Annotated in this window: 17 protein-coding genes and 1 pseudogene; 11 read left to right on the forward strand and 7 right to left on the reverse strand. The window is 62.1% G+C overall.

Annotated features, from left to right (window positions below):
• Window positions 1-502: 502 nt before the first annotated feature.
• Together EKD05_RS11900 and EKD05_RS11905 are read right to left on the reverse strand one after the other, a co-directional pair.
• On the reverse strand, window positions 503-1,969 hold the full coding sequence (locus EKD05_RS11900; protein ID WP_129672953.1) for a 1,4-alpha-glucan branching protein domain-containing protein: 1,467 nt from the start codon (window positions 1,967-1,969) through the stop codon (window positions 503-505).
• Between the two features lie 5 nt (window positions 1,970-1,974).
• Window positions 1,975-3,915 (reverse strand): serine/threonine-protein kinase, encoded by a 1,941-nt coding sequence (locus tag EKD05_RS11905; protein ID WP_240695756.1) that lies wholly within the window; start codon window positions 3,913-3,915, stop codon window positions 1,975-1,977.
• A gap of 119 nt (window positions 3,916-4,034) precedes the next feature.
• Between EKD05_RS11905 and EKD05_RS11910 the strand changes: the two genes are divergently transcribed.
• The 5 genes from EKD05_RS11910 (at window position 4,035) to EKD05_RS11930 (ending at window position 9,795) form a co-directional block, all read left to right on the forward strand.
• Window positions 4,035-4,688: a winged helix-turn-helix domain-containing protein gene (locus EKD05_RS11910; protein ID WP_129672955.1), complete on the forward strand. Its 654-nt coding sequence runs from the start codon at window positions 4,035-4,037 to the stop codon at window positions 4,686-4,688.
• A gap of 24 nt (window positions 4,689-4,712) precedes the next feature.
• Window positions 4,713-6,011: a 3-phosphoshikimate 1-carboxyvinyltransferase gene (aroA, locus tag EKD05_RS11915; RefSeq protein ID WP_129672957.1), complete on the forward strand. Its 1,299-nt coding sequence runs from the start codon at window positions 4,713-4,715 to the stop codon at window positions 6,009-6,011.
• Window positions 6,012-6,045: 34 nt separating this feature from the next.
• Window positions 6,046-6,624, forward strand: a complete 579-nt coding sequence (locus EKD05_RS11920) for a hypothetical protein (protein WP_129672959.1) — start codon at window positions 6,046-6,048, stop codon at window positions 6,622-6,624.
• Between the two features lie 95 nt (window positions 6,625-6,719).
• Window positions 6,720-7,703, forward strand: coding sequence for a UDP-glucose 4-epimerase GalE (galE, locus tag EKD05_RS11925; RefSeq protein WP_129672961.1), 984 nt, complete (start codon window positions 6,720-6,722; stop codon window positions 7,701-7,703).
• A 115-nt stretch (window positions 7,704-7,818) separates the two neighbouring features.
• A complete protein-coding gene (locus EKD05_RS11930; protein ID WP_165360706.1) occupies window positions 7,819-9,795 on the forward strand; it encodes a serine/threonine-protein kinase in 1,977 nt (658 codons plus the stop codon).
• 161 nt (window positions 9,796-9,956) lie between these two features.
• On the opposite strand, the gene EKD05_RS27075 is transcribed toward EKD05_RS11930, so the two are convergent.
• Window positions 9,957-10,646, reverse strand: coding sequence for a sortase (locus tag EKD05_RS27075; RefSeq protein WP_129672965.1), 690 nt, complete (start codon window positions 10,644-10,646; stop codon window positions 9,957-9,959).
• A gap of 4 nt (window positions 10,647-10,650) precedes the next feature.
• Window positions 10,651-14,298 carry a GAF domain-containing protein gene (locus EKD05_RS11940; RefSeq protein WP_129672967.1) on the reverse strand — a complete coding sequence of 1,216 codons (3,648 nt, stop codon included), beginning with the start codon at window positions 14,296-14,298 and terminating at the stop codon, window positions 10,651-10,653.
• A gap of 391 nt (window positions 14,299-14,689) precedes the next feature.
• Here EKD05_RS11940 and EKD05_RS11945 point away from each other — a divergent pair, with 391 nt between their 5' ends.
• From EKD05_RS11945 to EKD05_RS11955, 3 genes are all read left to right on the forward strand, one after another.
• Window positions 14,690-15,172: a hypothetical protein gene (locus EKD05_RS11945; protein WP_129672969.1), complete on the forward strand. Its 483-nt coding sequence runs from the start codon at window positions 14,690-14,692 to the stop codon at window positions 15,170-15,172.
• Window positions 15,173-15,257: 85 nt separating this feature from the next.
• The gene (gene sfsA, locus EKD05_RS11950) at window positions 15,258-16,001 is read left to right on the forward strand and encodes a DNA/RNA nuclease SfsA (RefSeq protein WP_129672971.1); all 744 of its coding nucleotides are present in this window, start codon (window positions 15,258-15,260) and stop codon (window positions 15,999-16,001) included.
• Window positions 15,994-16,779 (forward strand): expansin EXLX1 family cellulose-binding protein, encoded by a 786-nt coding sequence (locus EKD05_RS11955; protein WP_240695757.1) that lies wholly within the window; start codon window positions 15,994-15,996, stop codon window positions 16,777-16,779. Before sfsA ends, EKD05_RS11955 begins: the two co-directional genes overlap by 8 nt.
• Window positions 16,780-17,044: 265 nt before the next feature.
• On the opposite strand, the pseudogene EKD05_RS11960 reads toward EKD05_RS11955, so the two are convergent.
• Window positions 17,045-17,811: pseudogene (locus EKD05_RS11960) on the reverse strand (hypothetical protein).
• Between the two features lie 877 nt (window positions 17,812-18,688).
• Between EKD05_RS11960 and EKD05_RS11965 the strand changes: the two are divergent.
• Window positions 18,689-19,126, forward strand: a complete 438-nt coding sequence (locus EKD05_RS11965; RefSeq protein WP_129672973.1) for a hypothetical protein — start codon at window positions 18,689-18,691, stop codon at window positions 19,124-19,126.
• Window positions 19,123-21,963, forward strand: a complete 2,841-nt coding sequence (locus EKD05_RS11970; protein WP_129672975.1) for an ATP-binding cassette domain-containing protein — start codon at window positions 19,123-19,125, stop codon at window positions 21,961-21,963. Before EKD05_RS11965 ends, EKD05_RS11970 begins: the two co-directional genes overlap by 4 nt.
• On the opposite strand, the gene EKD05_RS11975 is transcribed toward EKD05_RS11970, so the two are convergent.
• Both EKD05_RS11975 and EKD05_RS11980 read right to left on the reverse strand, forming a co-directional pair.
• Window positions 21,860-24,028, reverse strand: a complete 2,169-nt coding sequence (locus tag EKD05_RS11975) for an ABC transporter ATP-binding protein (RefSeq protein WP_129672977.1) — start codon at window positions 24,026-24,028, stop codon at window positions 21,860-21,862. The genes EKD05_RS11970 and EKD05_RS11975 overlap by 104 nt on opposite strands.
• 99 nt (window positions 24,029-24,127) lie before the next feature.
• Window positions 24,128-24,412, reverse strand: coding sequence for a hypothetical protein (locus tag EKD05_RS11980; RefSeq protein ID WP_129672979.1), 285 nt, complete (start codon window positions 24,410-24,412; stop codon window positions 24,128-24,130).
• Between the two features lie 163 nt (window positions 24,413-24,575).
• On the opposite strand from EKD05_RS11980, the gene EKD05_RS11985 reads away from it, so the two are divergent.
• The gene (locus EKD05_RS11985) at window positions 24,576-26,735 is read left to right on the forward strand and encodes a heavy metal translocating P-type ATPase (RefSeq protein WP_129672981.1); all 2,160 of its coding nucleotides are present in this window, start codon (window positions 24,576-24,578) and stop codon (window positions 26,733-26,735) included.
• Window positions 26,736-26,784: the final 49 nt, after the last annotated feature.

A 26,784-nucleotide genomic window follows, 5' to 3' on the forward strand; every position in this document is an offset into this window, starting at 1 on the left:
GGAAGACCTGTGAGGTCTCTTCCTTGCAATCCTTGATCGGCACGGCAAGACAAGGCGAGACCTCACAGGTCTTGAACGCGACCTCATCGGGCGAGAAGACCTGTGAGGTCTTTTCCTTGCAATCCTTGATCGGCACGGCGAGACAAGGCGAGACCTCACAGGTCTGGACGCGACCTCATCGGGCGAGAAGACCTGTGAGGTCTCTTCCTTGCAATCCTTGATCGGCACGGCAAGACAAGGCGAGACCTCACAGGTCTTGAACGAGACCTCATCGGGCGAGAAGACCTGTGAGGTCTCTTCCTTGCAATCCTTGATCGGCACGGCAAAACAAGGCGAGACCTCACAGGTCTCGTCGCGTCGGCCTTGGGACGCCCTCATCAAGACCGGTGAGGTCTGACCGGCGCTCACCCTGTTGCTCGCGGCGTCACTGGCCCGTGGGCCATGGGGTACGCAGGGTGACAAGGTCGATCCACGGATAGTCATGCTGCGCACAGCAACCTAATTACGACGTCGGCGCAAAGATGCGGTAGTTGAGGCTCGCGAAGAGCCCGTCTTCTTCTTCGAGTTGGTCGAGCAGCGCGAGATCGGCTTCGTGGAGGTGACGGTGCCGGGCGAGTTCGGCAAGCTGGCCGAAGCGCTGGAGATAGGTCCGCCAGCGGGCCGCCCATCCCTCTTCGCCTGTGCCGGCACTCAAAAGCGCCGGCCAGTCGCTCGTCTGCGCGAGAAAGAGTTCGCGTGCCGCCTGGTTCAACAGGCGTTCGTGCTCGGCGACTGCATCGGGGAAGGCCAGCGCCAGTTCGACCATCGCCGCTTCAGCCCGATGGATCTCTTGCCAGTAGACCTCGGCGACCCCACCTTGCCACGCGCCGTGAACCCCCGCAGCCCAAGAACCCTCTTTGAGCAACCCCTGAACCCGTGGGCGGTGGTTGCGCACATATGCGCCCGGTGTGGTTAGGTGCAGGCTTCCGTGCGTGGTGCTGAGCATCAACATTGCCTGGAGCCAGGTTGGGCCTTCGACCCAGCGGGTGCCGAGTTGGCCGGCATCGAGCAGGATGAGCCGCAAATCGTCGGCTCCGGCGCGGGCCTCTTCGGCGACAAGCAACTGGGTAAAATGAACCGCGTGGTTCTGGGCGCGCCTCAGGGCGTGGTAAGGATCGTAGAGCGCCCCGCTGCGTGCGTGGTACCCCGAAGGATCGTCGGGGTCACGGTAGAGCGGATCGCCTGGGTAGCCCAGATCTTCGGACCAGATATGGCGGGCGAGCTCTTCGTCAGGAAAGAGCGCCGCCACGCGCCCCGGGATCACGTTGATTGGCGCAGACGACTGCTGCGCTACCAGGCTGCTGTGGTCGGCCACCACATACCGTAACCCGATCTCGGCCATCATGCCTTCAAGCCCCGGACGCCAGCTGCATCCCGGTAGCCAGAGCCCGTCGAGCCGCCCAAGATGACGGGTCGTATGCAGCATGCCACACTCGATCTGCGCATGCACCGACTCTTCACGCCCCAGCAGCGGCAGGTAGGCGTAACTTGCCGGACATGCCAGCGGTTCGATCACCCGCGCTACCGTCAGTTCACGCAGCCACGCAGGCAAGTGCCGGTTGAACCGCTCGGTAAACGCGCTGAGCCGTTGCTCGATCCACTCGACATAAAAACGCTCAAGGTAGGCGGCATGCGTGTCACCCCGCGCCTCGGCCTCAGCCAGACTCGCCTCGCGTTGTGCAATCACCTTCTCCATCCAGAGCACAAAATGTTTCTGTACCAGCGGATCGGCAAGTTGTTCGAGCAAAAGCGGCGAACAGGCTAGGCCGACCTGGATCGGTAATCTGTTACTATGCAGTTCCACCAGCATCTCGACCAACGGCAAGAGGCTCTGCGCGATCATTGCATGCAAGGCATCCTCACCCTCTGGCTGAGGCCCGGCATGGCGCACGTAGGGCATATGAGCAATAAATAAAAAGGCAATCTGCATGGCTTCTACGGGTCTGGCAAAACCGTCACTTCAGGCACCACCTCGGTGGTTGGTGTTTCGGCAAGCAACGGATCCTCGGTTGGGGTCACTGTCAAGATAAATGTTGCCGTCGGCCCTCCGGTTGGCACAAGCCCCTCGGTAGGATTCGGCGCTTCCGTTGGAGACGCTGATGGCGTCGGTGTATCTGTCACTGTGTCAGCCGCGGTTGGCGTGGGCGACGCCGTGGTCGGCGTGGGCGACGGGGTCGGCGTGGGTGACGCCGCCGTCGGCGTGGGCGACGGCGACGGCGTGGGCGACGGGGTCGGCGTGGGCGTGGGCGACGCCGCCGTTGGCGTTGGTGTCACCGAGGGTGTCGGCGACTCGGTTGGCGTAGGTGAATCGGTTGGCGTCGGCGTGGCAGTGGGGGGCACTGTCGGCGTGGCGGTGGGGGGCACTGTCGGCGTGGCCGTCGGCGGTGGGGTCACCGTTGGCTCGATGGTTGGCGGTGCCGGGGTCGGCGAGCGCACTGGTGGTGGTGGTACCGGCGTTGCGGTTCGCACGGGAAGCGGTGTTGCCGTCGGCGGTGGGGCCTCGGTGGCGGTCGGTGTGCTCACTGGGATGGCACTGCCTGTCAGGGGCGGCGCGGTTGCCGCCGGGGGCTCGGTTGGCGCGATGGTGGCGGTGGCGGTTGGCGATGGAAAGAGGGGCGGGCGCCCATCCCCGGCAAAACCCCGGGCGGCAGCCATGATCACCAGGATCGTTCCGAGCACAAGGAGCGCGCCGATGACGGTCATCGGCAGCACCCCCGAACGCGTACCCTCGGCTTCGGGCGCACGCATTCGCCCGGCGCGCGGCAGCGGTGGGCGTGCCGAGGTGCGCGGAGGCACCCGGAGGCCCGGTGGGGCCGCTTCGGCGCGGTCGGTTGGTTGACCAGCACTGCTGGCGGGTTGCTGTGGCAAGGGTGGCGTTTCGGCCCGAGGAGGTGGCGCTACCGCTGGCGGCGCACCGGGTGCGGGTGGCCGCACATAGGCTGCGGGCGGGGGAAGCACGTCGAGTTGCGGCGGTTCGGGCGTACTCCCGATGGGATACGCGAGATCGGCTAGTTGCGCCCGGGTGGCGAGCGGGATACCGTAATAGACGAGCACCGACCGAAGCGCCTCAACCAGTTCGCGCCCTGATGGATAACGCGCCTCGGGCGGTTTGGCGAGGGCGCGAGCCATGATCGCATCAAACTCACCAGGCAGGTGCGCGGCAACGCTTGAGGGGGGCGGGGCCGGCAGTTGGGCATGGGCGACAATCAATTGCGGAGGTGAACCCGCAAAGGGCACCCGCCCCGTCAGCACCTCATAGGCCACCACCCCCAGCGCATAAAGATCGCTGCGGCCATCGACCCGGCGGGCCTCAGCCTGTTCAGGCGACAAATACTCGGGGGTGCCCATAAAGATCCCCGTGCGCGTCAGGCGCTCGCCATCGGCCTCGCTCGTCTGCGCAATGCCAAAATCGGCCAGCAAGACTCGGCCTTCCCGGTCAACCAGAATATTGTGCGGCTTGATATCACGATGCACCGCGCCCTGTGCATGCGCATAATCGAGCGCCCGGGCGACGGGTTCAAGCAGACTCACCGCATAACCCGCGTCAAGCCGGGTACGCTCCTGGAGCACCGCAGCCAGACTCTGCCCGTTGATATACTCCATCGCAATATAATGCAGGCCGTCTTCTTCGCCCACATCATAGATGGTCACAATCGCAGGGTGGCGGAGACTCGCCGCCGTCGTAGCCTCACGCTCGAAGCGACGCACAAACTCGGTATCGAGGCTTAATTGGGCCGCCAGAACCTTCAGCGCAACCTGGCGCTGCAGCTGCGTGTCCAGGGCCAGATAGACCCGGGCCATGCCGCCGCGACCCAATTCGGCGCGGATCTCGTAGCGCCCTAGACGGCGCCCGATCAGACCGGTGACACTCTGCACAGGATGGTGCTCAACAGATAGTGTGGTATTTTTACCAGCCTGATGGTATAATCAGGCATATTAGAGCGATTGTACCACATCGCACCTTTGGTTTCAAAGTTGTACAGAGGAACCCAGGCATGGTCGCTGCGCCTGCGCCAAAATTGATCATCAAGCGTCAGGATGGTCACTATCGTGAACTCGATTGGGATCGCGAACAGTTGACGATCGGGCGTGATGGGGCCAATGATATTGTGATCGATCATCCTCTCGCCTCGCGACGACACGCTCGTCTTGAGCAGACCGAGGATGCCTTTCTGCTCCGCGATCTTGAGAGTACCAATGGTACCTTTGTGAATCAAGAACGCATCGAAGGTCTTGTCCATCTACACAATCAAGATCAGATCTTTATTGCGGATACGATGATTGTTTTTCACGACCCCGAAGCCACGGTCAAAGGGGTTGTCCCGCCCGAGTTGCTGCGTGCCGCGCGCGAAGAGGTGCGCGTTGATAGTCGCACCAAAGAGGTCTTTGTGAAGGGCCAGTTGGTGCAACCCCAGTTGACTGTGAAAGAGTTCCAGTTGCTCGAGTTGCTCTATCAACGCACGGGCCAGGTGATCAGCAAAGACGAGATCGCCCGCCAGGTCTGGGATTATGAAGTCTTTGACTACAATGCGATTGATGCGCTGGTCTATCGGTTGCGCCAGCGGATCGAGCCCGATCCCGCGCATCCGCGCTATCTGGTGACCCAGCGTGGGTTTGGCTACAAACTTGTGACAACGCCCGAGGCATAATTGCCCATCAGTACCATAGGTTCTATGTCAGCACTTACCTTGAGCGCTCCGGCCAGCCTGCGCGGGATTGTGCATGTGCCTGGTGATAAGTCGATTTCGCATCGTGCGGTGCTCTTCAATGCCGTTGCCAATGGCGATGCGCGCATCACTAATTTCCTGGCGGGGGCCGATTGCCTGGCGACGATTAGGTGCATGCAGGCCCTCGGGGTCGATGTCCACCGTAATGAGAGCGATGTCTTTGTGCGCGGGGTGGGCCTCCAAGGGTTGCGTGAGCCAGGTGATGTGCTCGATTGTGGCAATTCGGGGACGACGCTGCGCTTGCTGACGGGTTTGCTGGCCGGGATGCCGCTCTTTGCGGTGCTGACCGGCGATGCCTCGCTGCGTTCGCGCCCTCAGCGCCGCATCGTGAGCCCGCTGCGCGAGCTCGGGGTGACGATTGATGGGCGCCTTGACGGTGATCGGGCTCCGCTTGTGGTTCGTGGCGGTGATCTGCAAGGGGGTACCTATGCCCTCCCCGTCGCTTCGGCGCAGGTCAAGTCGGCGCTGCTGCTCGCGGCCCTCGGTGGTACGGGGCCGTTGACGCTGACGGGTAAGATCGCGTCACGGGATCACACCGAACGGATGCTCCAGGCGATGGGCCTTGATCTGAAGGTTGCGGATGATGAATTGGTCTTGCATCCGCCCGAGCATCCCGTCTTTCCCTATCCCCTCTCGTTGCGCGTGCCCGGTGATCCTTCGTCAGCGGCCTTCTGGTGGGTTGCCGCCGCGATCCATCCCGCTGCCGAATTGCTCACTCCTGGCGTCTGTTTGAATCCGACGCGCACCGGGGCGCTGGAGGTTTTGCAAGCGATGGGGGCCGAGGTGACGATTACGAATGAGCGGATCGAAGGGAGTGAGCCGGTCGGCGATGTGTTGGTGCAGTCATCGCACCTGCGCGGCACGACGATCAGTGGTTCCCTTATCCCCCGCCTGATTGATGAAATTCCGGTGCTCGCCGTGGCGGCAGCTTGCGCCGAGGGCGATACCGTCATTCGTGATGCCACTGAATTGCGCGCCAAAGAGAGTGATCGAATTGCGACCGTGGTGGCAGGTTTGCAGGCTCTCGGGGTGACGGTTGAACCAACTGATGATGGCATGGGGATTGTAGGCCTCGGGCGCTCTGCGCTGCAGGGCGCAACATTGGCGACCCACGGCGACCATCGCCTCGCGATGGCCTGGGCCGTCGCATCCCTGGTGGCTGAAGGCGATGTGATCGTTGATAATCCGGCGTGTGCCGATGTGAGCTATCCCGCCTTCTGGGTGACCCTCGCACGTCTTGGGTGAGTCGGCTGTGAAAAAGGGCATAGGTACCATAGCGATGAGTAAACGCTATACGTTCACGATTGAGATTTATACCTCTGCGCTCGTTATTACGGGGAGTTATGACTTGCCCCTTTATCGTCGGGTCAGCGATGCGCTCAATAGTCGTCTGCATCGCTATCTTGTGCTGCGTGATGCAACGATCGCGCCAGCTGATCGGGTGCAACATGTCCAGCAGGTGCCCCAGATCCTGGTTGACTGGAGTGATGCGTTGCTTGTTGCGACGATCAGTGAGCCTGATCCGCCCCCCGATTTCAAACATGCTCAGCCGCCGCGCAATACGCAGCCGATGATGTTTTTTACCCCACTCTTTGCGCTACGAGCCGATTTCTACAAGCGTACCGACCGCGAGTTGATCGAAATGCTGAGTGAGATGAACGATGATTTTGTGCCCCTCCGCAATATTACGATCTATCCTCATCATAGCGGTGCTCCGGTGACGCGCAGTTTTGGTTGCCTCAATCGGCACCATATTCAGGTGCTCTATCCCCTTGGCACCGCGATGATCAATGCGCCCGTGCCCTCCTCTGAGGCCCCAGTTCAGGATGTTCGAGTTCAGCCTGCATCGGCTGAGTAGGTGGTCAAAGGGGCAGATTCCCAACGCTGTGCTGTTGTTCCATGTTGGCGGCTTTGCCGCCAACATGGAACAACAGCAAAGAAGGAGCACGTTCGATGAAGATTCTTGTGACAGGTGGAGCCGGATATATCGGCTCAATGACAACGGCTGAGTTGCTCGCGGCAGGCCATCAGGTGGTGGTGCTCGATAATCTCTATCAGGGCCATCGGGCTGCCGTGCCCCCCGAGGCAACCTTTGTCCAGGCCGATCTTGCGGATCGCGTCGCCCTCGCCCGACTCTTTGCTGACCATCCCGACATTGATGGCATTATGCACTTTGCCTCGTATACGCTCGTCGGCGAAAGCATGGACAAACCGTTGCTTTACCTGCGGGATAATCTGGTCAATGCGGCGAATCTGCTTGAATATGCCGTTGCGGCGGGCGTGCGACGCTTTATTCTCTCTTCCACCGCCAACCTCTTTGATGATCCGGCCAGGATGCCGATTGATGAGCACGAGCGCATTGTGCCTGGTTCGCCTTATGGCGAGTCCAAGTTTTTTATCGAGCGGGTGCTGGCGTGGTTTGAACGCATCTATGGCCTGCGCTACTGTTGCCTCCGCTATTTCAATGCAAGTGGCGATACGCCCAATCGTGGCGAAGATCACGATCCCGAAACCCACCTGATCCCGCTGGTGCTGCAGGTCGCGCTCGGTCAGCGTCCCCATATTACGGTCTTTGGCGACGATTATCCGACCCCTGATGGTACCTGTGTCCGCGATTATATCCATGTCGTCGATCTCGCCCAGGCCCATATTCTGGCGATGGAGTCGCTCGATCAATTTGGCTCACAGGTCTATAATCTTGGCAATGGCAGTGGCTTCAGTGTCCTCGAGGTGATCGAGACGGCTCGCAAGGTTACCGGCCATCCGATCCCTCATGTGATTGGGCCCCGGCGCGCCGGCGATCCGGCAACCCTGGTGGCCTCGTCAACGACGATCCGTGCGAAACTCGGGTGGCAACCACGCTATCCTGACCTCGAGGCGATCATTGCCAGTGCCTGGGAGTGGCATCGGACGCATCCCCAGGGCTATGCCGGGTAATGACGAGGAAGCATGAAAGCGGGTATAGGGGAGTATGGGAGTGCCGACTTACGTCGGCCTCCGGTTCACCCGACGTAAGTCGGCACTCCCGGATGTAGTTCTTCATAACCATCTCATGGTATCAGTACCTCATCAAACCAGACTCGGCAACTTTCAACTGGTGCGCATAATCGGGCGTGGTGCGTCCAGTGAAGTCTGGCTAGCGCGCCACGTCCAGATCCATGATCACGTCATGGCGGTCAAGTTGCTGATGTCGCACGAGCCCGAGTTGATTGAGCGCTTTCAGCGTGAAGCACGCATTGCCGCTCGGCTGCATCATCCTCATATTGTGCAGTTCTATGACTTCGCTCAGACGCCGCCCATCTTCTATGCCGTGATGGAGTATGTCCAGGGTTTGTCGCTTCGCGAGGTGATCGAGCGTCGTGGGGCGCTGCCGTTGACCGAGGCGGTGCATATCTTCAAGCAGATCGCCGAGGCGCTTGATTATGCCCATAGCTTGCGCATTGTGCATCGCGATGTTTCCCCTGGCAATATCCTGATCGAAGAGACAACCCGGCGTGCGGTGCTCACCGATTTTGGCATTGCTCGTGATGCCATCCATCCCATCACGGTTTCGAATGCGATCATGGGCACGCCCTATTATCTCTCACCTGAACACCTTGATTCAGCCACGAGCGTTACCCACCTTTCTGATCTTTTTTGTCTGGGGATTATCTTCTATCAGTTGCTCTGTGGGCAAGTGCCCTGGGCGCAAAGCGGGCGTAATCCTGAGCAACCCGATTTCAGTACGTTGATCCCGCTCAGCGAACGGGGGGTCGAGGGCATTCCTCGTGGGATCGACGAGGTGCTGGGGACGCTCTTGGCCCATGATCCGACGCAGCGCTTCGGTTCGGGCAGCGCGGCAATCCATGCCTTAGAGCAACTGCTCAAGCGCCACGAGACCGAGACGCAGGTCTTGAATATTGGTATGCTTCCCGCCGAGAGTCTGGTTGAGCTTGAGGCGAGTGGGGTTGAACCGAATGTCGTCGAGCAGGTGCTCGGGAACGAGTTGAAGCGCCCCGTGATCGAACGGGCGCATCGCCGCGCCAATGAGTTGATGAATGAGGTGGTGGTCAAGGCGCTGCTCGATCACTGGTCGGCCCAGGATCGCTTCCGTGGTCGCCCCTTGCTTGGTCGTCTCGCCCGGATGCATCGCATTGCCAGCCACAATGTCTACTTCTATCAACTCCAGGTGCTCTATGAACGCCGGGTGGCTGGTGAGGATGAAGAAGAGCCGGACCTGGTCGGCGAAGCCTTTCCGCTCGAACGCGAAATCGAACGGTGGAAGGTGCCGCTCGATGCACCGCAGACCTTTGCCGATCACCCCGGCGAACGCCGTACCCTCCCTGGTTCGACCCGCGTCATCAATTGCCCAAACTGCAAGAGCCGGGGGTTGCTTGTGTGCAAGCGTTGCCAGGGCAAACAGCGCATCTATGTACCACGTCCGGCGACGACCCCATCCGCGGCGCAGGGCACGGCTGCGGGGGCCTCGGCGTCAGGTACTGGCACGCCAACCACCCCCGAGCCGCAACAGATCCTGATCTCGTGTCCTGACTGTGATGGCCGTGGGAGCCTCACCTGTCCGCAGTGCGAGGGTGTCACGCGCCTGATCCAGCGCAAGACGTTTCATTGGAGCCGGAACGCACGCCGTTTTGAGGCCCAGGATGATCTGCCCCTGGTTGATGAAACCTGGCTGGCCCGTACCTGTCAGGCCGAACTGATCTATCAGCAACGTCAGGCGGGCGGCTTCCATCCTACGTGGCAGCTGATCGAGCCGGTGGCCGGGCTGCAGCAGCAGGCCGAGGCGCACCTCGATGCCGACACCCGCATCGTGCTCAGCGAGTTGAGCATCAGCCTTATCCCCGTGACTGACGTGCTCTTTGATCTCGGCAGCACCGACGAAGATAGCCTCTACCGCCTCTCGATCTATGGTTTCGAAAACCTCATCCCCCCCGACTGGCGTTTTTTTAACTGGGAACGGGTGATCTGCCTTCTTTTCATTGTTATTTTGGTGGTGCTCGTGGGGGTTTTTGCCTTTTTTGCGCTGATCTAGGCTGGTGCCCTAAAAACTCATGCTTGTGCTGGGGAACACAACCAGCCTCGCTGGTTGTGTTCCCCAGCACAAGCGAGCTTCCTGGGGGCCGCAGGCCCCCAATTTCCCCAGCACAAGCGAGCTTCCTGGGGGCCGCAGGCCCCCAAACCCCCGCCGGAGGCTTACCGCACTGGTTCCGCAATGGTGATCAAGCGGTGCGTCATTTCGACGCTCCCATCCACAATCACCTTCTCGCCGATGCACGAGATCATCGTGACCATCTCGCGGCCCTGGGGCAGCATGTAGTGGACGTCTTCGGGACGTGCCCAGACCTGGCGCGTGACGGTATAGTCATAGCCGCTGCCGTCGCGCCCATAGAGCGTGAGCCGTGCCCCGAGGCTCAGTTCTTGGAGGCGGGCGAAGGGTGCCGGGATATCTGGGGTTGCGCGGAAACGCAAGACATGCCCCCAAAGCACGATATTCTCGCCCTGGCCGGGTGTCGCGCTGGTCTGGTACCAGGCAATCTCGTGGTCAAGCACGATGGGTACGCGATTTCGATCCAGACCCACCGGAAAGAGTTCGCGATCGAGCCCGATCGCTGGAATGACGAGCCGTCCCGCACGCGCCGTTGACGCTCCGGCAGAGGCCACAAGAGGGGGCGGTGTCGGTTGTGGCGTTGCCGTCGGTTCGGGGGTGGGGGACGGAGGAGGTACTTGTGTTGCCGTATCTTCTATTGCCGTCTGAGGCACAGCGGTCATCGACGGGATTGATTGGATGGCAACGTCGGCCACGCCTGCACTGGCTGGCGGCGAACCGCATCCAGCCACGAGCACCAGGGCGAGCATCACAAGCAAACAACGGAGCAACATCATCACCTTACCTGGCTGCCGTGGGGAGCGTGAAAAAGAAGGTACTGCCCTGCTCTGGGCTACTCTCGACCCAGATCTGGCCCCCGTGGGCCTCGACAACGAGTTTGCAAAAGGCCAACCCGAGGCCACTTCCGGTTTTACGGCGGGTACCCGCCTGGGCAAACCGGCTAAAGATTCGCTCTTGATCGGCGAGTTTGATTCCGGTGCCTGTATCGCGAATAGCAAACTCAATCGCAGCAGTCGGGTCAATCTGCGGGGCTTGATCGTCAGGAACTACGGACTTCATCAAATTCAGTTCGGTGCCATTGATGCGCCGCGCCTGAAGGGTAATGTGCGACCGTGACGGGCTGAACTTGAGCGCATTATCAATAATATTCTGGAAGACCCGTTGGATTAACTCATCATCACCAACAAGTGTTTGGGCCTGAGGATCGAGTTCGAGTTTGAAGCTGATCTCTTTCGTTTCAGCGATCACGTGCATCTGATCGAGCACCCGCCTCACGAGATCAGCGACCGCGAGGGTCATATACTCCAGCGGCATTTTACCATCTTCGAGGCGACTAATATCAAGGAGCAGTGTCACCATCGCGAGCAATTTTTGCGCACTATCATACGAGATCGAAAGAATCTCGTGCTGGATCGCTGGTTTGCCAGGATGAAAGCGCCCGCGCAGCACCATATCGATCGAGGTAATAATACTGGTCAGAGGGCTACGCAGATCGTGAACCATCATATTGGTCAATTCGCTGCGCAGTTCTTCCGCCTCTTTTGCTGCGGTAGTATCGCGCATCGTCACCAGGATGGCATGCGGCGACATCAGTTGGCCCGGCGAGGCTTGATACCGAACGGTTTCGCTTGTCGCAACACGCAGCACCGACCATTCGAGAAAGCGTGCCCCACGGATGCAGTTCTGCAACTGACCATAGGCTGCGGGTTCATCGCCACGCGCCACGGCTGCCATGCCCTGGGCCAGCAGGTCAAATTCATCCGGCAGCGCCTCAACATTGTGCTGCCAGAGCGCAAGCAAGGCGTCGAGTCGCATCCCGTCCAGCGCCTCTGGGGTTTCGATGCCTGGTGACCAGGCAGCCGTGCCAGCCAGGTGGAGAAACGAAGCATTGGCAACGGCGATCTGCTGCTGTTGATTGACCAGCAGCATCCCCTCACGGGTCGAGGCCATAATCGAAGCGAGCTGATCCCGACCCTGACGGATCACATCAAGCAGATGGAGATGTTCAACGGCACGCGCCGCCTGGCTGGCAAAGAGGATCAAGGTCTCAATTTCGGCGGCTTCAGGCACACTTTGACGATAGCCCATACAGATGGCCCCAGCGGGTTTGAGGGTACCAGGGAGGGGCAGGGCAAGGATGCCCTCGCGTGCTTCGGCTTCGCTATGGGCCTGCTTTTGTGGGCGCCGGGTCGCGATCGCACGCTGGGCGAGGTGCAGCACACGCTGTTGATCCACCGGTTGTGCGCCCGTGTGAAACTTTGCTTGCAGTTCTTGGTTCGTTGCGTGGAACAAAAAAACTCTGGCCCAGCGAGCTTCGCTCAACTCTTGCATGCCGTGGGTCGTAAAGGCATAGATCTGCTCTGGTGAGCGCAGGCTGGTATTGATCGCCTGACCCAGCCCATTGAGTGCAAGCATACGGTTCAAATTGACCTGCTGGGCAGCATAGAGTTCGGCATTTTCAATGGCCGTCGCCACCTGGTTCGTGAGGATCTCGAGGATCTGCACCTGAACTGTATCTGGACGGAGTCCATCCTCGGGATCATCAAAACCTAGGGCACCGAGCAAGGCCCCGTGATGATCAAAGAGCTTGCACCAGATGCGGTCGTTCGCCTGCCAGCGCTGGCGTTGGGGCGCATGATCTTCGGGTGCAGGGGCTTCTGGGGGGGCAGGTGGTGGGGTGCCTTCAACCAGATAGGTGATGCGCCCACGGGTGGCAGCCGAGCACAACATTGTCTCGAAGGCTTCCAGCGCAATCTGTTCGGGCACAACCGCTTGCCCGCCCCCCGACCGGGCCACCTGAACGAGATAGCTCTGGCCGGTATCATTGCGCTGAGTTAGAAAGATGGTTGTGCTTGTAAAGCCCGAGCTTTTGCTCAAGAGGGTGGCGAGTTCTGGCAAGAGCAACTCGAGTTGACGGGCCGAGCGCAGCACATTCGAGGCGCGCAGGATCGTATAGAGGCGCGCATTGGAACGGTCGAGCTCGTACAAGCGCTCGGTCAAGGCCTGATCGACCGAGGCAAACCGGCGGGCGTTTTCGAGGGCGATCACCGCTTGATCGGCCAGGGCTTCGAGCAGGCCGCGATCATAGTCGGTAAAAGGGGCATTGTCACGGCGGTTCAGCACCTCAATGACCCCTTTGATGCCATCGACACCGCGCAGTGGAACAGCGAGGATCGAGCGAGTGGTAAATCCGTTTTCGCTGTCGAATTCGCGATAAAAGCGTCCATCTGATCTAGTGTCATTGATGATGCTTGCCTGGCCGGTGGCTGCCACATGGCCGGCGATCCCCTGCCCTGGCGGAATACGCTGGCCGACCAATTGATGCCCCGAAGGATTGGCGACACACCGAAAGACGAGTTCACCGGTCTGCTTATCGAGCAACAAGAGCGAACTCTCTTCGGCGTGCAGCAGGATCGGGGCGCGTTCGACAATGAGGCGAAGCACGGCATCCGGATCGAGGCTCGAATTAATCGCGCGTGCGATGCGATTCAGCGCGTCGCGCTGGCGCGCCTCTTCGGCCGCGCGTTCGTAGCGCTGGGCACTGCGGATCGGGCCTGCCATCTCGGTGACGACCCATGCAAACAGCGCCTGATCGTCGGCACTCAGGCGCACATCGGGCACGTCGCTATAGGTAATCATCGCCCCGAATAACTCTTTGTTTGAGTAGAGCGGTGCCCCCATCCAGGCAAAGATCGGCGTCGGGCTGTTGGCTGTCAGGGGTGCGATCCCCCGACGTTGACACTCGGTGACATAATCTTCGGCATAGAGACTCTGCTTGCTCGTGATGACCGCACTGATCAGCCCGGCATCGAGGCGCCAGTAGAGGCGTGGCACCTCGGCCACATCACCACTATTGATATAACTCATTTCGAGCCAGACACTATTGCGGTAGCGGAGCAGACATGCGACGACCCGGAAGGGCAAGACCGAGCGCAGCAAGGCGCACAGATCGTGCAGCAACGGCTCCATCGTTACGGCATCACGCAGCCGTTCGAGTGCGGGGCGCAACCGGGCTTTGCGTTGCTCGAGGGCGCTGGGCACCGGATGGGTCAGCGTAGAGTGGGTCAGGGCCATCACCGACGTTACCAGCTTGATCCCGGCGATCTGCGCGGGGGTAAGATCCCCCGGTGTGACCGTGACAGAGCCGAGCAGATGGCCCGTGGCACGCAACGCAAACACCACCCGATCATGCTCAGGCTCAGTGACAACATGGTGCTGGCTCAAGCTGCTGGTCGCGTGTGTCAGGGAGGTGGTTGCTTCTTGCTCATCATTCCACACCACGGTAGATTGATGCTCAGGGAGCAGAGCCTGAAAGAGGTCAGCGCTATATTGGTCAAGCTCGGCCAGATCTACAGCCCGAACTAAGCGCTCCAGATAGCCCTGGCAACGTTCAACAAACGTCAACTCATCAGGCGAAAACAAGGTCATGGTATCCCTTGCTGCTGCAAACCAGTATCTTGCAGAGTGTTGGCGTGGATGTTAGGTTTATTTTAACCATCTTTTGCCTTTCTGTCTATCTTTGCTAGGAGCGGAGCAAGGGCCGGGGCGATGGCATCTTCATGCCGTGAACGGCTCGGCTTTTGACCAGCGAAGGCCACCTGCGTGGCCTGATCCAGCCGACGCAGGTCGGCTTTGCCATCCGTAGCCGAAGCCGTTCACGGCGACGGTGGGGGCGGATGGGAGCGATCCGCGAGCCTGGTGGCACGTACCACCGAAGATGTCATCGCCCTAAGGATTTCACGCATCACATTGACGCGGCTAGGTGTCGCTGCTATAATCGCTCAGTCCCTTTTCTGAGGGTTGTTTGCGCGGAGGCATTATGGGGTTCATCAACTATTTTACAACGGCAGCTCCTGAGTTTGGTACGCTTGGCTGGCTCTTTTTTCTCGGACAATTGCTAGGCGTGGGGGCCGGTGCCTATTTGCGCTTTATGTATATCGAACGGCATCCCGTTCGTCAGACTTTTCTTCATCAGTTGGGCCTTGGGTTGATGGTGTTGGGTGGGGTTGGAACCCTCCTAGTGGTGCTGCGGCTCCTTAATGTTCCGACGATGAATATGCGGATCTGGTCTTGGCTGCTCTTTCTGATCCAGCTTGGTGCTGCAGGCTATGTGTTTTATTATGTGCGCAATGTGTTGCCCAACCTGATCCGTGAAGCTCGGCTTGCTGGGGTCAAGCCCGGGAAAACAGGCGCGTCCCGCACGCTCTCTGGTGGGGCGGGTGAAGCGCCTGCTGCGCCGCGCCCGGTTGCTACGACTGGTCGCCGTGATGCACGCCGTGAGCGCAAGCGCAAAACCCGGTAGGCCTCGGTTGATTGTGTTATAATCCACGCGGAATTGGCGTGCCGCTGTCTGGGTTGCGGCTCGTACCCTTTTACCTGGGGTTGCTATGCCTGTCCGTGTTCCACTGACTACGACCGGGCCGATTACTGAGGCGACGTTTGTAAGTCGACCAAATCAGTTTATCGTTGAGGTGCGTCTCAATGGACGTACGATCCGTGCCCATATGGCTGATCGTGGACGGCTGATCGATCTGCTTAACCCTGGTATCCGGTTGCTGCTGGCGCCTCGCGACGAAGTTGGCCGCAAGACGTCGTTTCAGGTCGTCGGTGTCTACCACGGCGATGAGGTGGTGTCGCTCGATACCCAGTTGCCCCATCGTCTGGTGGTTGCCGGGCTCGCTGCCGGGGCTTTCCCTCAGTTTGTGCGCTATCTGCGGATGCAACGCGATGTGACCATTGGTGCGCATCGCTTTGATTTTCGCCTCGGTGAGGGCCTCCATACCTGTTTACTTGAGGTGAAGTCGGTGACCAGGGTGAGCAGTGGCCTCGCTCGGTTTCCTGATGTCCCCACCGAACGTGGGCGCGTGCAGTTCGAAGCACTCGCGCAGATTGCGCGGAGTGGTCAGCGCTGCGCTGCGGTCTTTATTATTCAGCGCCACGCTGCCGAAGCGCTGGTTCCCGATGAAGAGGTCGATCCCGCCTTTGCCCGTACTCTGCGTACGGCCATCACGTCAGGCGTTGAGATCTATGCGTATCTTGCGCCTCTTACCCCGGAAGGTCTGACCCTCGGTGCGCCTGTGCCGGTTTTCACGTCCCCCCAGGCCATTCCTCAGGCGATCTGGCATGCTTGAGATGTGCAGGCATTGCCGGCTCGTTGGGCTGTGCGTGCTGTTTGGGCTGTGCGTGCTGCTCGTGGTGCGCACGCCCCTGCTGGCTCAGCCTCCCTTGCGGGCTTACCTGCCACTCGTCATCCAACCTGCCAGCCTCCCTGCTGATCTGCGTACCGGGCGCGCGACGTATTACGATGCGACTGGCGATGGCAATTGCATGTTTGGGCCGTCACCCCAGGATCTGCTGGTGGCTGCCATCAGCCACGAAGATTATGGCAATGCTGATCCTGTCACAAATCCGACTGGTGGCCCCGCTGCGATCTATTGTGGCGCGTATGTCGAAGTGACAGGTGAATTGGGTAGTGCGATCGTGCGCATTGTTGATAAGTGCCCCGATGCCATCTGTACCAGTGGGCACCTCGATCTCAGCCGCGAAGCCTTTGCCCGCATTGCCCCGCTTGAAAAAGGCCTGGTGCCGATTACCTGGCGTGTGGTAAGCCCTGAGCTCGACCGCCCCATTGCTTACCATATCAAGCCGGGTAGCAATCAGTGGTGGACGGCGATCCAGGTGCGTCATCACCGCAATCCAATTGTGAGTCTGGCGTATCGTAATGCGCAGGGGCAGTGGCAGCCGCTGGTGCGCCACGATTACAACTATTTTGTTGGCTTCAATATGGGTCTGGGGCCGTATACGCTGCGTGTCACCGATCGTTATGGCAATGTGCTTGAAGATAGCGGCATTCCGTTGAGCGAAGATCGTGAGACGAGCGGGCACGCCCAGTTTCCTCGCGTGCCATGAGTAGTGCAAGGTCAGGTTTACCTATCCGTCGCATGCTTGGCGTGCAGATGCGCTCTCAACACCCTTTGCGCCTTTGCGTCAAATCAGCAGACAACTTAAGTTACACGCTACTTAGTAGTGTGTAACTTAAGTTTCCCGATAGCGCCGCCGACCACGAATACTGATCACGAATAAACGAATATGGGCGTTGCGGTGCGGTATTCGTTTATTCGTCCCCCCATTCGTGGTCGGCGAACGACCCCAGAAAACTTCGTTGACACACTACTTATGCCCGCACGACGGCGATCGTGCGTCCCTGCGGCGAGGTGGCCGCTTCCACCGTGGTGCGCTGGGCGATGGGGGGGGCCGCTGCGGCGGTCGAAGACGACGAGCCAGCCGCGCTCGAGCCCGAGCCCGGCCAGGTACAGGTCGAGTTGGGCCAGCCCCTCGTCGCGGGGATCGCTTTCGCCGTCGCGCCAGACCTTGAGTTCCATGCCCATCGTGACGGGCTGTGGGCCGCCGTAGCGCAGGCAGAGATCCATGGCGCCGCGTGCCGATGGCGTATTCGCGGAGGTCGTTGACCAACCAGGGTTGGCCCTGGGTCAGCGCGAAGGCGTGGTCAATGGCCGCAGACGCGAAGACCTGGCCGGTGTCGTCGGTGTGCTGCTGGTAGAGCCGCGCCACGTCGTCGCGGGTAAAGCTTCCCAGCGTCAGCGAGCGCGTCTTCACATTGAAGGGACTGGCGGTGTTGAGCCGCTCGCTGCCGCCTGACACCACCTTGTAGTCGCGCACATCGCGCATCCCGATCAGCGCGAGCGACGTGGGGAACGCGGTGGGACGCCAAGTGTAGCCCGCCCCGGGGTCACTGTTAAACGCTGTCCCCATTTCGACCGAGACCAGTGCAGCGACATAAGCCCCAGACGCGGTCAACTCCTGGGCCAGCGCGATCATCGAGGTGGTCTTGCCGGTCTGACGAGGGGCGTGAATGACAAAATAGTTGAAATCGGCTACCAGGCGGCGTGCCAGCGGGACACGCGTCGCCGCGGGCAGCATATAGTGCAGTTCGGGCTTGCACGGCCCGGCAACATTCTGGTCGTGTGTGGGTCAAGTATACCATGGCTGGGGGGCTGCGGCTGGTCGTGCAACGGGCCGCGCCAGCGGGGTAGCCTGGGCGTCGTTTGACGTCCCACGCGACCTTTGCCATGCTGGGCACCGCGAAGCATCTCGGGCGCTGGGACGCCAGGGATCCTTCGCTCCGCTCCTACGGCATGGTTCAAACGAGCTTGATCATTTGCGGTGCTTGGAGTGCCGGCTTTAGCCGGCTGAGCCGGAAGCCGACTGAAGTCGGCACTCCAAACGGTCACGCAAGCATACCCATGCTGAACCATGCCGTAGGTATGGTTCAAACGAGCTTGATCATTTGCAATGTTTGGAGTGCTGGCTCATGGTCTTTCAGTCCATAATCCGGTAAACGCGACACGGGCGAGACCTCACAGGTCTCGCAGACCTGTGAGGTCTGGTCGGGCGGATTCATTTCTGGAAAACCATGAGCCGGCTCATGGTCTTTCAGTTGGCTGATTACAAGGCGTTTCTAAGGCGTTGGGCCGTTATGATGTGCTTGCAGGGCGGCAAGAGCATGCTCTGCGTTTCGCTGGCAAGTAGCGCAGATCTTTAAGGAGGATGGTAAGGATGAAGACCCCTGAGACCACCAAGACGGTTAAGACCACTACGAAATCGGGCAAGGCCGGCGTAGCGGTGCGCACCGACCTGCGGGCCGGGGCTATGCCCCCTATGCCCCCCAGCTTATAGCGGTGTCGGCAGGATCAGCCAGGGCTGATTCCTGGTGTGAACTGAGGCTGGTCTGAGCCTGTAGCGGGGAAGCGGAGGATCAGCTTGCTCCGCTTCCCCGCCATATTCCCGGCACTACCCTATGTCGCTTGCCTTCCCCCGTTCGCTGCGTTCGCTCAGCCGCGATACGGGCCGCACGGCCCTGATCGGCATCGCCGTAGCTATGGTGCTGCTGCTGGCTTGGGTCGCCTGGCTCATCCTGGCCGAGTTGCCGATCTATGTGCGCAGCCAGGATCTGGCCTTGGGGCGCGATGGTTCGGTGGTGGCCCGCTTTGCCCCAGAGGATCTGGCCCGGATTCGGCGTGATCAACCGGCCAGCCTCATCGTTCCGGCGAGCCACGAGGAGCAGGCCTACGCGCTGCCGGCCCGGGTGCTGGAGACGCCTGGGCAGGGCTCTAGCCCCGATGACCTGGTGCGACTGCGGGTTCGCGGTGCGCCGCAGCCGCTGCGTGGCGAGATTCGCATCGAGGTTGCCGCAGTGACGCCCTTCGAACTGGTGCTGCGCGGGCTTGGCTCATGAGCGCCGACGACACGGTCGCGCCTGAAGCCTCGGACGAGGGAAAGGATCCGTCGCCCGACGAGCGCTATTGGATCATCCCCGAGGTGGTGCAGACTTCGGCGATGGACTGTGGCCCAGCAGCCTTGAAGGCTCTGCTTGAGGGCTTCGGCATCGCTGTAAGCTACCCCCGTCTGCGCGAGGCGTGCCAAACGAGTGTGGATGGCACCTCGATTGATACGATCGAGCAGATCGCCGTGCAGCTTGGTCTCGAGGCCGAGCAGATGATGCTGCCCGCCGATCACCTGCTGCTGCCCGAGGCCGGAGCGCTGCCAGCCCTGGTGGTCATGCGCCTGCCCAACGGCTTCACTCACTTTGTGGTGGTCTGGCGCCGTCACGGCGGCCTCATCCAGGTGATGGATCCGGGCGGCGGACGGCGCTGGGTGCGCGCCCGCCGCCTGCTCGACGAGTTGTTCATCCACACGGTGCCCATTGACGCGGCCCTCTGGCGTGAGTGGGCCGGTGGCACCGGGATGCTCGCCCCTCTGCGCAGGCGTCTGACTGATTTGCAACTCGCCCCCGCGACTATTGACGATCTGCTTGCTCGTGCTCTCGCCGACGAGGGCTGGCGTGGGTTGGCGACCCTCGACGCGGCCACGCGCATGCTGACCGCCTTGGTGCGTGGCGGCGGCCTGCGCCGCGGCCTACCCGCCGAGGCTCTCCTGACGCGCGTCGTGGCCCCCCCGGACGACGAGCAGCCGTCGGACACCGAGGGTAATGATGTGCGGAGACCCGTCATCCCCGCGCCGTTCTGGTCGGTCAGGCCCGTCGGCACAGGCGCGGACGGTCAGGACGAGTTGTTGCTGCGGGGCGTTGTGGCGTTGCACGTATCCGGCCGTCGCGCATTGGCGGATGCTGCGGAGGAATCCGGCGAAGCGTTGCCCCCCGCGCTGGCGGCAGCCCTGAGTGCCCCGGCACCCATGCCCTTGCGCACCCTGGTCGCGGCGATGCGCCAGGACGGTCTGCTGACCCCGGCCCTGCTGCTGTCGGCTCTGCTGTTGGGGGCCATGACCACGATGATCGAGATTCTGCTGCTCCAGGGCCTGATCTGGTTTGGGCCGCGGCTGCCGCTGATCGAGCAGCGCGTCACCCTGTTCGCGGCGCTGTTGTTCTTCCTGCTGGCCCGCTTTGCGCTGAGCCTCTCCAGCGAAATGACGATCGCACGGATGGGCCGTCGGCTGGAGGCCCGGTTGCGGCTGGCCTTCCTGAGCAAGATTCCGCGCCTGGGCGACCGCTACTTCCATAGTCGACTCACCTCGGACATGGCCCAGCGCGCCCACGACCTGAGGCAGATCCATCAGATCCAGCGCATCGGTGCCGACACGCTGCGCCAAGGCTGCGAACTGCTGCTAACCCTGGGTGGGATCTTCTGGCTCAGCCCGGCGATCGGAAGCTGGGTGTTGCTGCTCAGCGCTGCGTTTGTTGTCGTGGGCGGCCTGGCTTGGCCGGTGCTCCAAGAGGGCGACATGCGTCTGCGCACGCTCAACGGAACCCTGAGCCGTTTCTACCTCGACGGGTTGCGCGGGCTGACCCCGCTACGAACCCACGGGGCTGAGCGTGCGGCCCGGCGCGAGTTTGAGGATCTACTTACCCAGTGGGCGCGCGCCAGTCTGGGGTTTCTGCAGCTGCGGGTGCTAGCGCGGGTGCCCGGCGGGCTGCTCTTCCTCATCCTTGTTACTGCCTTAGCCTTCCAGTTAGTCGGGGGTGCCGCCAGTCTCTCGCCGCTGCTTTTCTACTGGACGCTCAAGTTGCCGTTGCTGGCGGGCACGCTTTTCCAGCAGCTCGAGCGCTACCCGTGGGTGCGGAATACGATGCTACGCCTGCTTGAGCCATTGACTGCCCCCGAAGAGGAGGAGTTGGCGGACGCGGCGGATCATGCGCCGCTCGACGTTGGGGTTGGCGGTGTGGCGATCACGCTTGAGGAGGTGACGGTCCAGGCCGGCGGGCGAACGATCCTGCACGAGCTCAATTTGGGCGTGGCGGCGGGCGAGCATCTGGTCATCGTCGGCCCCTCGGGGGCGGGCAAATCGAGTCTGGCGGGGCTGCTGCTGGGCTGGCACACCCCGGCCAGCGGGCGTTGCCTCGTCGATGGCGAACCGCTCAGCGGGGCGCGCATTGCCGGGCTACGCCGGGTGACGGCCTGGCTCGACCCGGCGGTGCAGCTCTGGAACCATTCGCTACTGGAGAATCTGGCCTATGGCAACCGGCCCGAGCACAGCGCGTTGAGCCAGGCTGTGGAGCAAGCCGACCTGTTCGCCGTGCTTGAGCGGCTGCCCAACGGGTTACAGACACCTCTGGGTGAGGGCGGCGGGCTGGTCTCGGGGGGCGAGGGCCAGCGTGTGCGCTTTGGGCGAGCCCTGGGCCGCGAATCGGTGCGGCTGGTGATCCTCGACGAGCCCTTCCGCGGCCTCGACCGTGAGCAGCGCCACGCGTTGCTGGCGCGGGCACGGGCCTACTGGCGCGACGCGACCCTGATCTGTATTACCCACGATGTCGGCGCGACGCGCGACTTCGGGCGGGTGCTGGTGATTGAGGAGGGTGCGATCATTGAGGACGGCCCGCCCGAGGTTCTCGCCTCGCGGCCCGACTCACGCTACGGCGACCTGCTCGCCGCCGAGGAGCAGGCGCGGCGGGGTTTGTGGCAGGGGCCCATCTGGCGCCACATCCGCATCGCCGACGGGCAACTGAGCGAGCAGCCTACGGATGCGCAATCACCATCAGGGCAGGGGCGCGGCGCAGCACGCAACGCAGCGCCAGGGCCAGGGTCTCGGGGTCGAGGGCGCCGAAGCTCTCGTCCATAATCAGCAGGTCGGCCCGCTGGAGCAGGGCGCGGGCGATAAAGAGGCGGCTGCGCTCACCGTGTGAGAGTTGCCAGCCGCTCTCGCCCAGGATCTGACCCATGCCCGAGGGCATTCGCGTCAGCAATTCGCCCAGGCCCAGTTCTTCGCAGATGGTGCTCGCCTCGGCGAGGTCTTCGGGCTGCGGCGGCCAGCGCCGACCCATCAGCAGGTTGAAGGCGAAGGTCTCGGCAAAGACGTGGTTCTCGTGGAACTGGGGTGCCACGGCGACCCGTTGCCGCCAATCGGCAGCGCCGATGCTTGCCCGGTCGTAGCCGTGGAGCAGCAGCAGCCCTGCCTCAGGATCACGCAGGCCGGCGAGCAAGGCGGCGAGGGTGGACTTCCCGCCCCCCGAGGGCCCCTCTAGCAACAGCCGCTCGCCCGAGCGGATCTGGAGAGTTGTGCCCTGAAGCACGTATTGGCCCCGGTCGCGGTAGCGAAAACTCAGCTCGCGGGCCAGCAGCAGTGGCTGCGGGCCACCCGGCGAGCCTGCCGGAGCTAGCTCGACGGCCGGGAGTTGCTCGTGGCGCGCTGCGGCGTCAAACAGTGGCGCGACTTCTTCCCAGGCAATCATCGCCTGGGCCAGGCCTTCGAGTCCGGCGATAACCTGGGTCAGGGCCTGGGCCGCCAGGATGATCCCGGCCAGACTGACCACCAGGGCCACGGGTCCGGCGGTGCCGTCAATCAAAATCGGCCCGAGCGCGGCAATGCCGAGCAACACCCAGAGCGACGGCAGGCTGTTGATCCAGGCACCGACCTGGTCGCGTCGCCCAGTCTGGAGCAGGGAGCCGTCGAGCAGGCGATCCTCTTCCTGGTGTCGCCGTGCCGGGTCTTCCTGGGCCAGGCGGGTGCGATGACCGACCATATGCTCGACGAGCAGCTTCGTCTGCGCGATCTGGAGGCGGTTCCAGCCGCGCTGGCGCTGCACGTAGGCACCAGTCAACAATACCAGCAGCAGCGTGACGCCGAGCAGCAGCACGGCGTGGGGCCAGCCTCCCGCGCCCCAGGCTAACACAAGCGCCGCTGTACCAAGCTGGATCAGCGACAGCAGGGCGACGATACCTCCGTTCAGGGCCAGCAGTTCGACGGCGTTGGCACCCATCACCCGCTCGATGAACTGGCCCATGCCCTCGTGGCGGATCTCCTCGGGGCGCAGCTTAAGGATACCGGCGAACAAGCGCTGCTTGAAGATGGCTCCGGTGGCGACGGCGATGAGGCCCCCCGTGCGCACGATCAGCAGATCGAAGAACAGGGCCGTGGCCTGGAGGAGCACCCAGGCCCAGAGCCAGATCGGATCGAACTGGCCGCCAAAGACGATACGCCCGATGAGCCACCAGGTCAGAATGAGCAAGGCCTGTCGGATCAGCATCGCTCCGACCAGCGTCCCCAGGGGCGCACTCAGGCGGGCATGGTGGGCCTGCTGGCGCAGGTTGGCGGCCGGAGTGAGTCGCAGCATCCAGCCAGCCTCGATCGGGAGCGCACTCAGTTGTTCGGCCAGGATCATGCGGCGGACGCGCTCGGCTTGCTGGTCGGTGATGGATGCCTCGGCGAGCATCCGGTCGATGTCGGGGCGCCAAGGTTCTTCGAGCCTGGCGCAGAGCCGATCGCGGATCAGCCTGAGCGGCACGCGCCGCACCTCGAGCGCGGGGGTGAGCACGCGCAGATGGCCCCACCCACGGCCGAGCAGGGCGATCAGCCCCGGGCCGGTGTTGCCTTGCTCGTCTGCAGCCCCTGCAGGTGGCGCGGGGTGTGGCGGCAGGCGAAGCAGGGCTGGGCCTCCGTTGAGCAGGAGCGCCTCGATGTCGCCGTAGCTCGCCGCTACCGTCTCGGCCTCGAGGCCGAGACGTGCGGCCTCGACCTCGACCTGCCGTGCGAGTTGCTCTGGTGAAGGCGAGCCGGGAGCGGGTGGAGCGTGGGCACCGGAGTGGAGGCCGGCCCGGCGGGCTAGGGCCTCCACTGCTGCGGCCCCCTGGTCAGTGGGCCATGCCAGCGTCGAGAGTTCGGGCGGGGTCAGGTGTGTGCGTATCATCTGGGGTAGCACGTTGATCTCGTCCCTTGGTTTTTTTGTAAATACATTTTCTGATGTTTTTGCTATGCAAAAACATCAGAAAATGTATTTACACACTACTCAGTGACCCGCCAACACCATGTCTGAGTCGGTGCCCACCGCCAACAGTTCGACCGAGATCAGCGGTAGGCCCAAATGATTCAGCTGATTGAGCACGCCCATTAAAGCCGCCTGATCGGGCAACCTGCCGCGCAAGGTCAGCACTGCATCGCCGGAAGCACACCTGTCAACGACCAGTTCCATTTCGTGCAACCAGCGTATCCAGCGTGCATCGAGCGCGCCGCGAGCACGAATGCAGTAGTAAGCCGGTTCTGAGATGGTTGGGTTGGCTCCACCATTTGGCATACAACCTCCTTGTGGGCGTGCTTGTTACCGGCACGAGTAATGGGCGGGTTATGTACACACAGCGACGGCATTGTCGATTGAATAAAAGCTATGTTACCAGCCAAGCGCCTTAGAAACGCCTCTTCGTACCCAAGGCCATCGCAAGGCGTTTCTGTGCTACCATATGACTATGCTGCTACTCAATGTTGCCATTGCCGGGGGGATGGCTTACGCCGGAGCCCAGGCCTACCTGCGCCGGGCCAGTAAGCCCACCCTGGGGGTACTACTCGCCCAAACGCCTGGGCGCCCGCTTGTGCCCGCGATCGCGGATCGGGAGCCGCTGCCCGACACCGTCGCGCCACGGCCCGCCGCGCTGTGGGCGGGGCTGATCCCCCAGGTACTGAGGCACGACCTGCGTCGCCAGCAGATGGCCGAGTTGTCCGGTGCTACACTTGAACCGAGCGAGCGCGAGCGCGCTGTCACCCACCAACTTGGCGTTGCGCTGGCAGCCCTGGGCATCAGCGCGACGGGTGCCATCGTCCACGCGCCGCTCGTCGTGCTCAGTGCGCCGCTGCTGGGCTACCTCTACATTCCGATTCTCACGAACACCTACGGGGCGTTCCAGGAGCAGCGCCAGCAGCGCAAACTGCAGTTGTATCAGGCGATCACCTTCGGCGGCGAATTGCTGGCCGGCACGTTCTTTGCCTCGGCATTGAATACCTCGCTCTATTTTATGGCCGAGCGGGCGCTGATCAGGGCCGAAGACCAGTCGCACGCGAGCGTGGTCACGGTGTTTAGCCAGCAACCCCGCTCGGTCTGGGTGCTGGTGGACGGCTCTGAGTGTGAACTGCCCCTTGAGGCCGTGCGCGTGGGTGATATCCTGACCGTTGGTGCTGGCGAAGTGATCCCAGTGGATGGCTGCGTCACGCAGGGCAGCGCCTTGGTCGATCAGCACATGCTCACCGGCGAGGCGCAGCCAGTCGAGAAGGGCTGTGGCGACCAAGTGCTGGCCTCTACCGTGGTGTTGGCGGGCAAGATCGCGCTCGAGGTCGAGCGTACCGGCGAGGAGACCACTGCGGCCCAGATCGGCACGATCCTGAACCAGACGGCCCGGTTTAAGGAGAAGCTCGCGCTGCGCGGCATCACGCTGGCCGAGCGCTTTATCCCCCTGACGTTGGGGCTGAGCGCACTCGCGTTGCCCTTTGTCGGGGCCAACCGCGCCCTGGCATTGCTCGAGTCGCTCGAGTCGGGCTTTGGCTACAACCTGCGCCTGAGCGGGCCGCTCAGTCTGCTCAATCTGCTCCAGGTTGCTGCCCACCAGGGCATTTTGATCAAAGATGGGTCGGCGCTTGAGTTGCTCCCGACTATCGATACGCTGGTCTTTGATAAGACTGGCACCCTCACCATCGAGCAACCCCACATCGGTGCTGTCCACACCTACAACGGCGTCACCGCAGACGAGGTGCTCACCTGGGCCGCAGCGTCAGAGCAGCGCCAGAGCCACCCGATCGCGCGGGCGATCACGCACGCGGCGCACGAGCGAGGGTTGGATCTGCCCGAGATTGACGACGCCCACTATCAGATCGGCTACGGGATCACGGTCAGCCTCGCAGGGCACACGCTGCGCGTCGGCAGCGAGCGCTTTCTGATCCAGGAGCAGGTGCGTCTGCCGGAGACGCTGCCCGCTGTCCAGGCCGCCTGTCACGAACAGGGCTACTCACTGGTGCTAGTCGCGCGTGACCAGGAGTTGGTGGGCGCACTCGAACTGCACCCCACGCTGCGCCCCGAGGCGGCTATGGTGGTGGAGCAGTTCAAGCAGCGCCAGTTCCAGATCTATCTGCTCTCTGGCGATCATGCGCAGCCAACCCGGCGGCTGGCCGAGCACCTTGGCATTGATCACTACATCGCCGAGGTGCTGCCGCAGGAGAAGTCGGCGCTGGTGGAGCGCCTGCAGCAGGAGGGGCGGAAGGTCTGTTTTGTTGGTGACGGCATCAACGACGCGATTGCACTCAGGCAGGCGAACCTCTCGGTCTCGCTGCGCGGTGCCTCGACCGCCGCCACCGACACGGCGCAGGTCGTACTGATGGACGCCAGCCTGCAACACCTGTTAGCCCTCTTCGATCTGGGAAATGCGTACCGCGATACCATGCGCTCCAATTTCTTCCTGGCAACTGTGCCCGGCGTGGTCTGTATTGGCGGCGTCTTTCTGTTGCACTGGGGGCTGGCGACGGCCGTGCTGCTCTCTAATGTCAGCCTGCTTGGCAGCATGGCCAATGTGTATCTGCCGCTGCTGTGGAGCGACCTCAGACCTCGGCAGGAGCCGGAGTTGACGCCAGGCACCTAAATGTGACCATAGGCCCGGCAAGTGATCCTGGGAGAACCTTGGTTTTCTC

The organism is Candidatus Chloroploca sp. Khr17, from assembly GCF_004138165.1.
Lineage (GTDB): Bacteria > Chloroflexota > Chloroflexia > Chloroflexales > Chloroflexaceae > Chloroploca.

Coding starts and splice junctions, on each gene's coding strand:
- EKD05_RS11900 (WP_129672953.1), bottom strand. CDS start 1,969: ATGCAGATTGCCTTTTTATTTATTGCTCATATGCCCTACGTGCGCCAT.
- EKD05_RS11910 (WP_129672955.1), top strand. CDS start 4,035: ATGGTCGCTGCGCCTGCGCCAAAATTGATCATCAAGCGTCAGGATGGT.
- aroA (WP_129672957.1), top strand. CDS start 4,713: ATGTCAGCACTTACCTTGAGCGCTCCGGCCAGCCTGCGCGGGATTGTG.
- EKD05_RS11920 (WP_129672959.1), top strand. CDS start 6,046: ATGAGTAAACGCTATACGTTCACGATTGAGATTTATACCTCTGCGCTC.
- galE (WP_129672961.1), top strand. CDS start 6,720: ATGAAGATTCTTGTGACAGGTGGAGCCGGATATATCGGCTCAATGACA.
- EKD05_RS11930 (WP_165360706.1), top strand. CDS start 7,819: ATGGTATCAGTACCTCATCAAACCAGACTCGGCAACTTTCAACTGGTG.
- EKD05_RS27075 (WP_129672965.1), bottom strand. CDS start 10,646: ATGATGTTGCTCCGTTGTTTGCTTGTGATGCTCGCCCTGGTGCTCGTG.
- EKD05_RS11940 (WP_129672967.1), bottom strand. CDS start 14,298: ATGACCTTGTTTTCGCCTGATGAGTTGACGTTTGTTGAACGTTGCCAG.
- EKD05_RS11945 (WP_129672969.1), top strand. CDS start 14,690: ATGGGGTTCATCAACTATTTTACAACGGCAGCTCCTGAGTTTGGTACG.
- sfsA (WP_129672971.1), top strand. CDS start 15,258: ATGCCTGTCCGTGTTCCACTGACTACGACCGGGCCGATTACTGAGGCG.
- EKD05_RS11955 (WP_240695757.1), top strand. CDS start 15,994: ATGCTTGAGATGTGCAGGCATTGCCGGCTCGTTGGGCTGTGCGTGCTG.
- EKD05_RS11965 (WP_129672973.1), top strand. CDS start 18,689: ATGTCGCTTGCCTTCCCCCGTTCGCTGCGTTCGCTCAGCCGCGATACG.
- EKD05_RS11970 (WP_129672975.1), top strand. CDS start 19,123: ATGAGCGCCGACGACACGGTCGCGCCTGAAGCCTCGGACGAGGGAAAG.
- EKD05_RS11975 (WP_129672977.1), bottom strand. CDS start 24,028: ATGATACGCACACACCTGACCCCGCCCGAACTCTCGACGCTGGCATGG.
- EKD05_RS11980 (WP_129672979.1), bottom strand. CDS start 24,412: ATGCCAAATGGTGGAGCCAACCCAACCATCTCAGAACCGGCTTACTAC.
- EKD05_RS11985 (WP_129672981.1), top strand. CDS start 24,576: ATGACTATGCTGCTACTCAATGTTGCCATTGCCGGGGGGATGGCTTAC.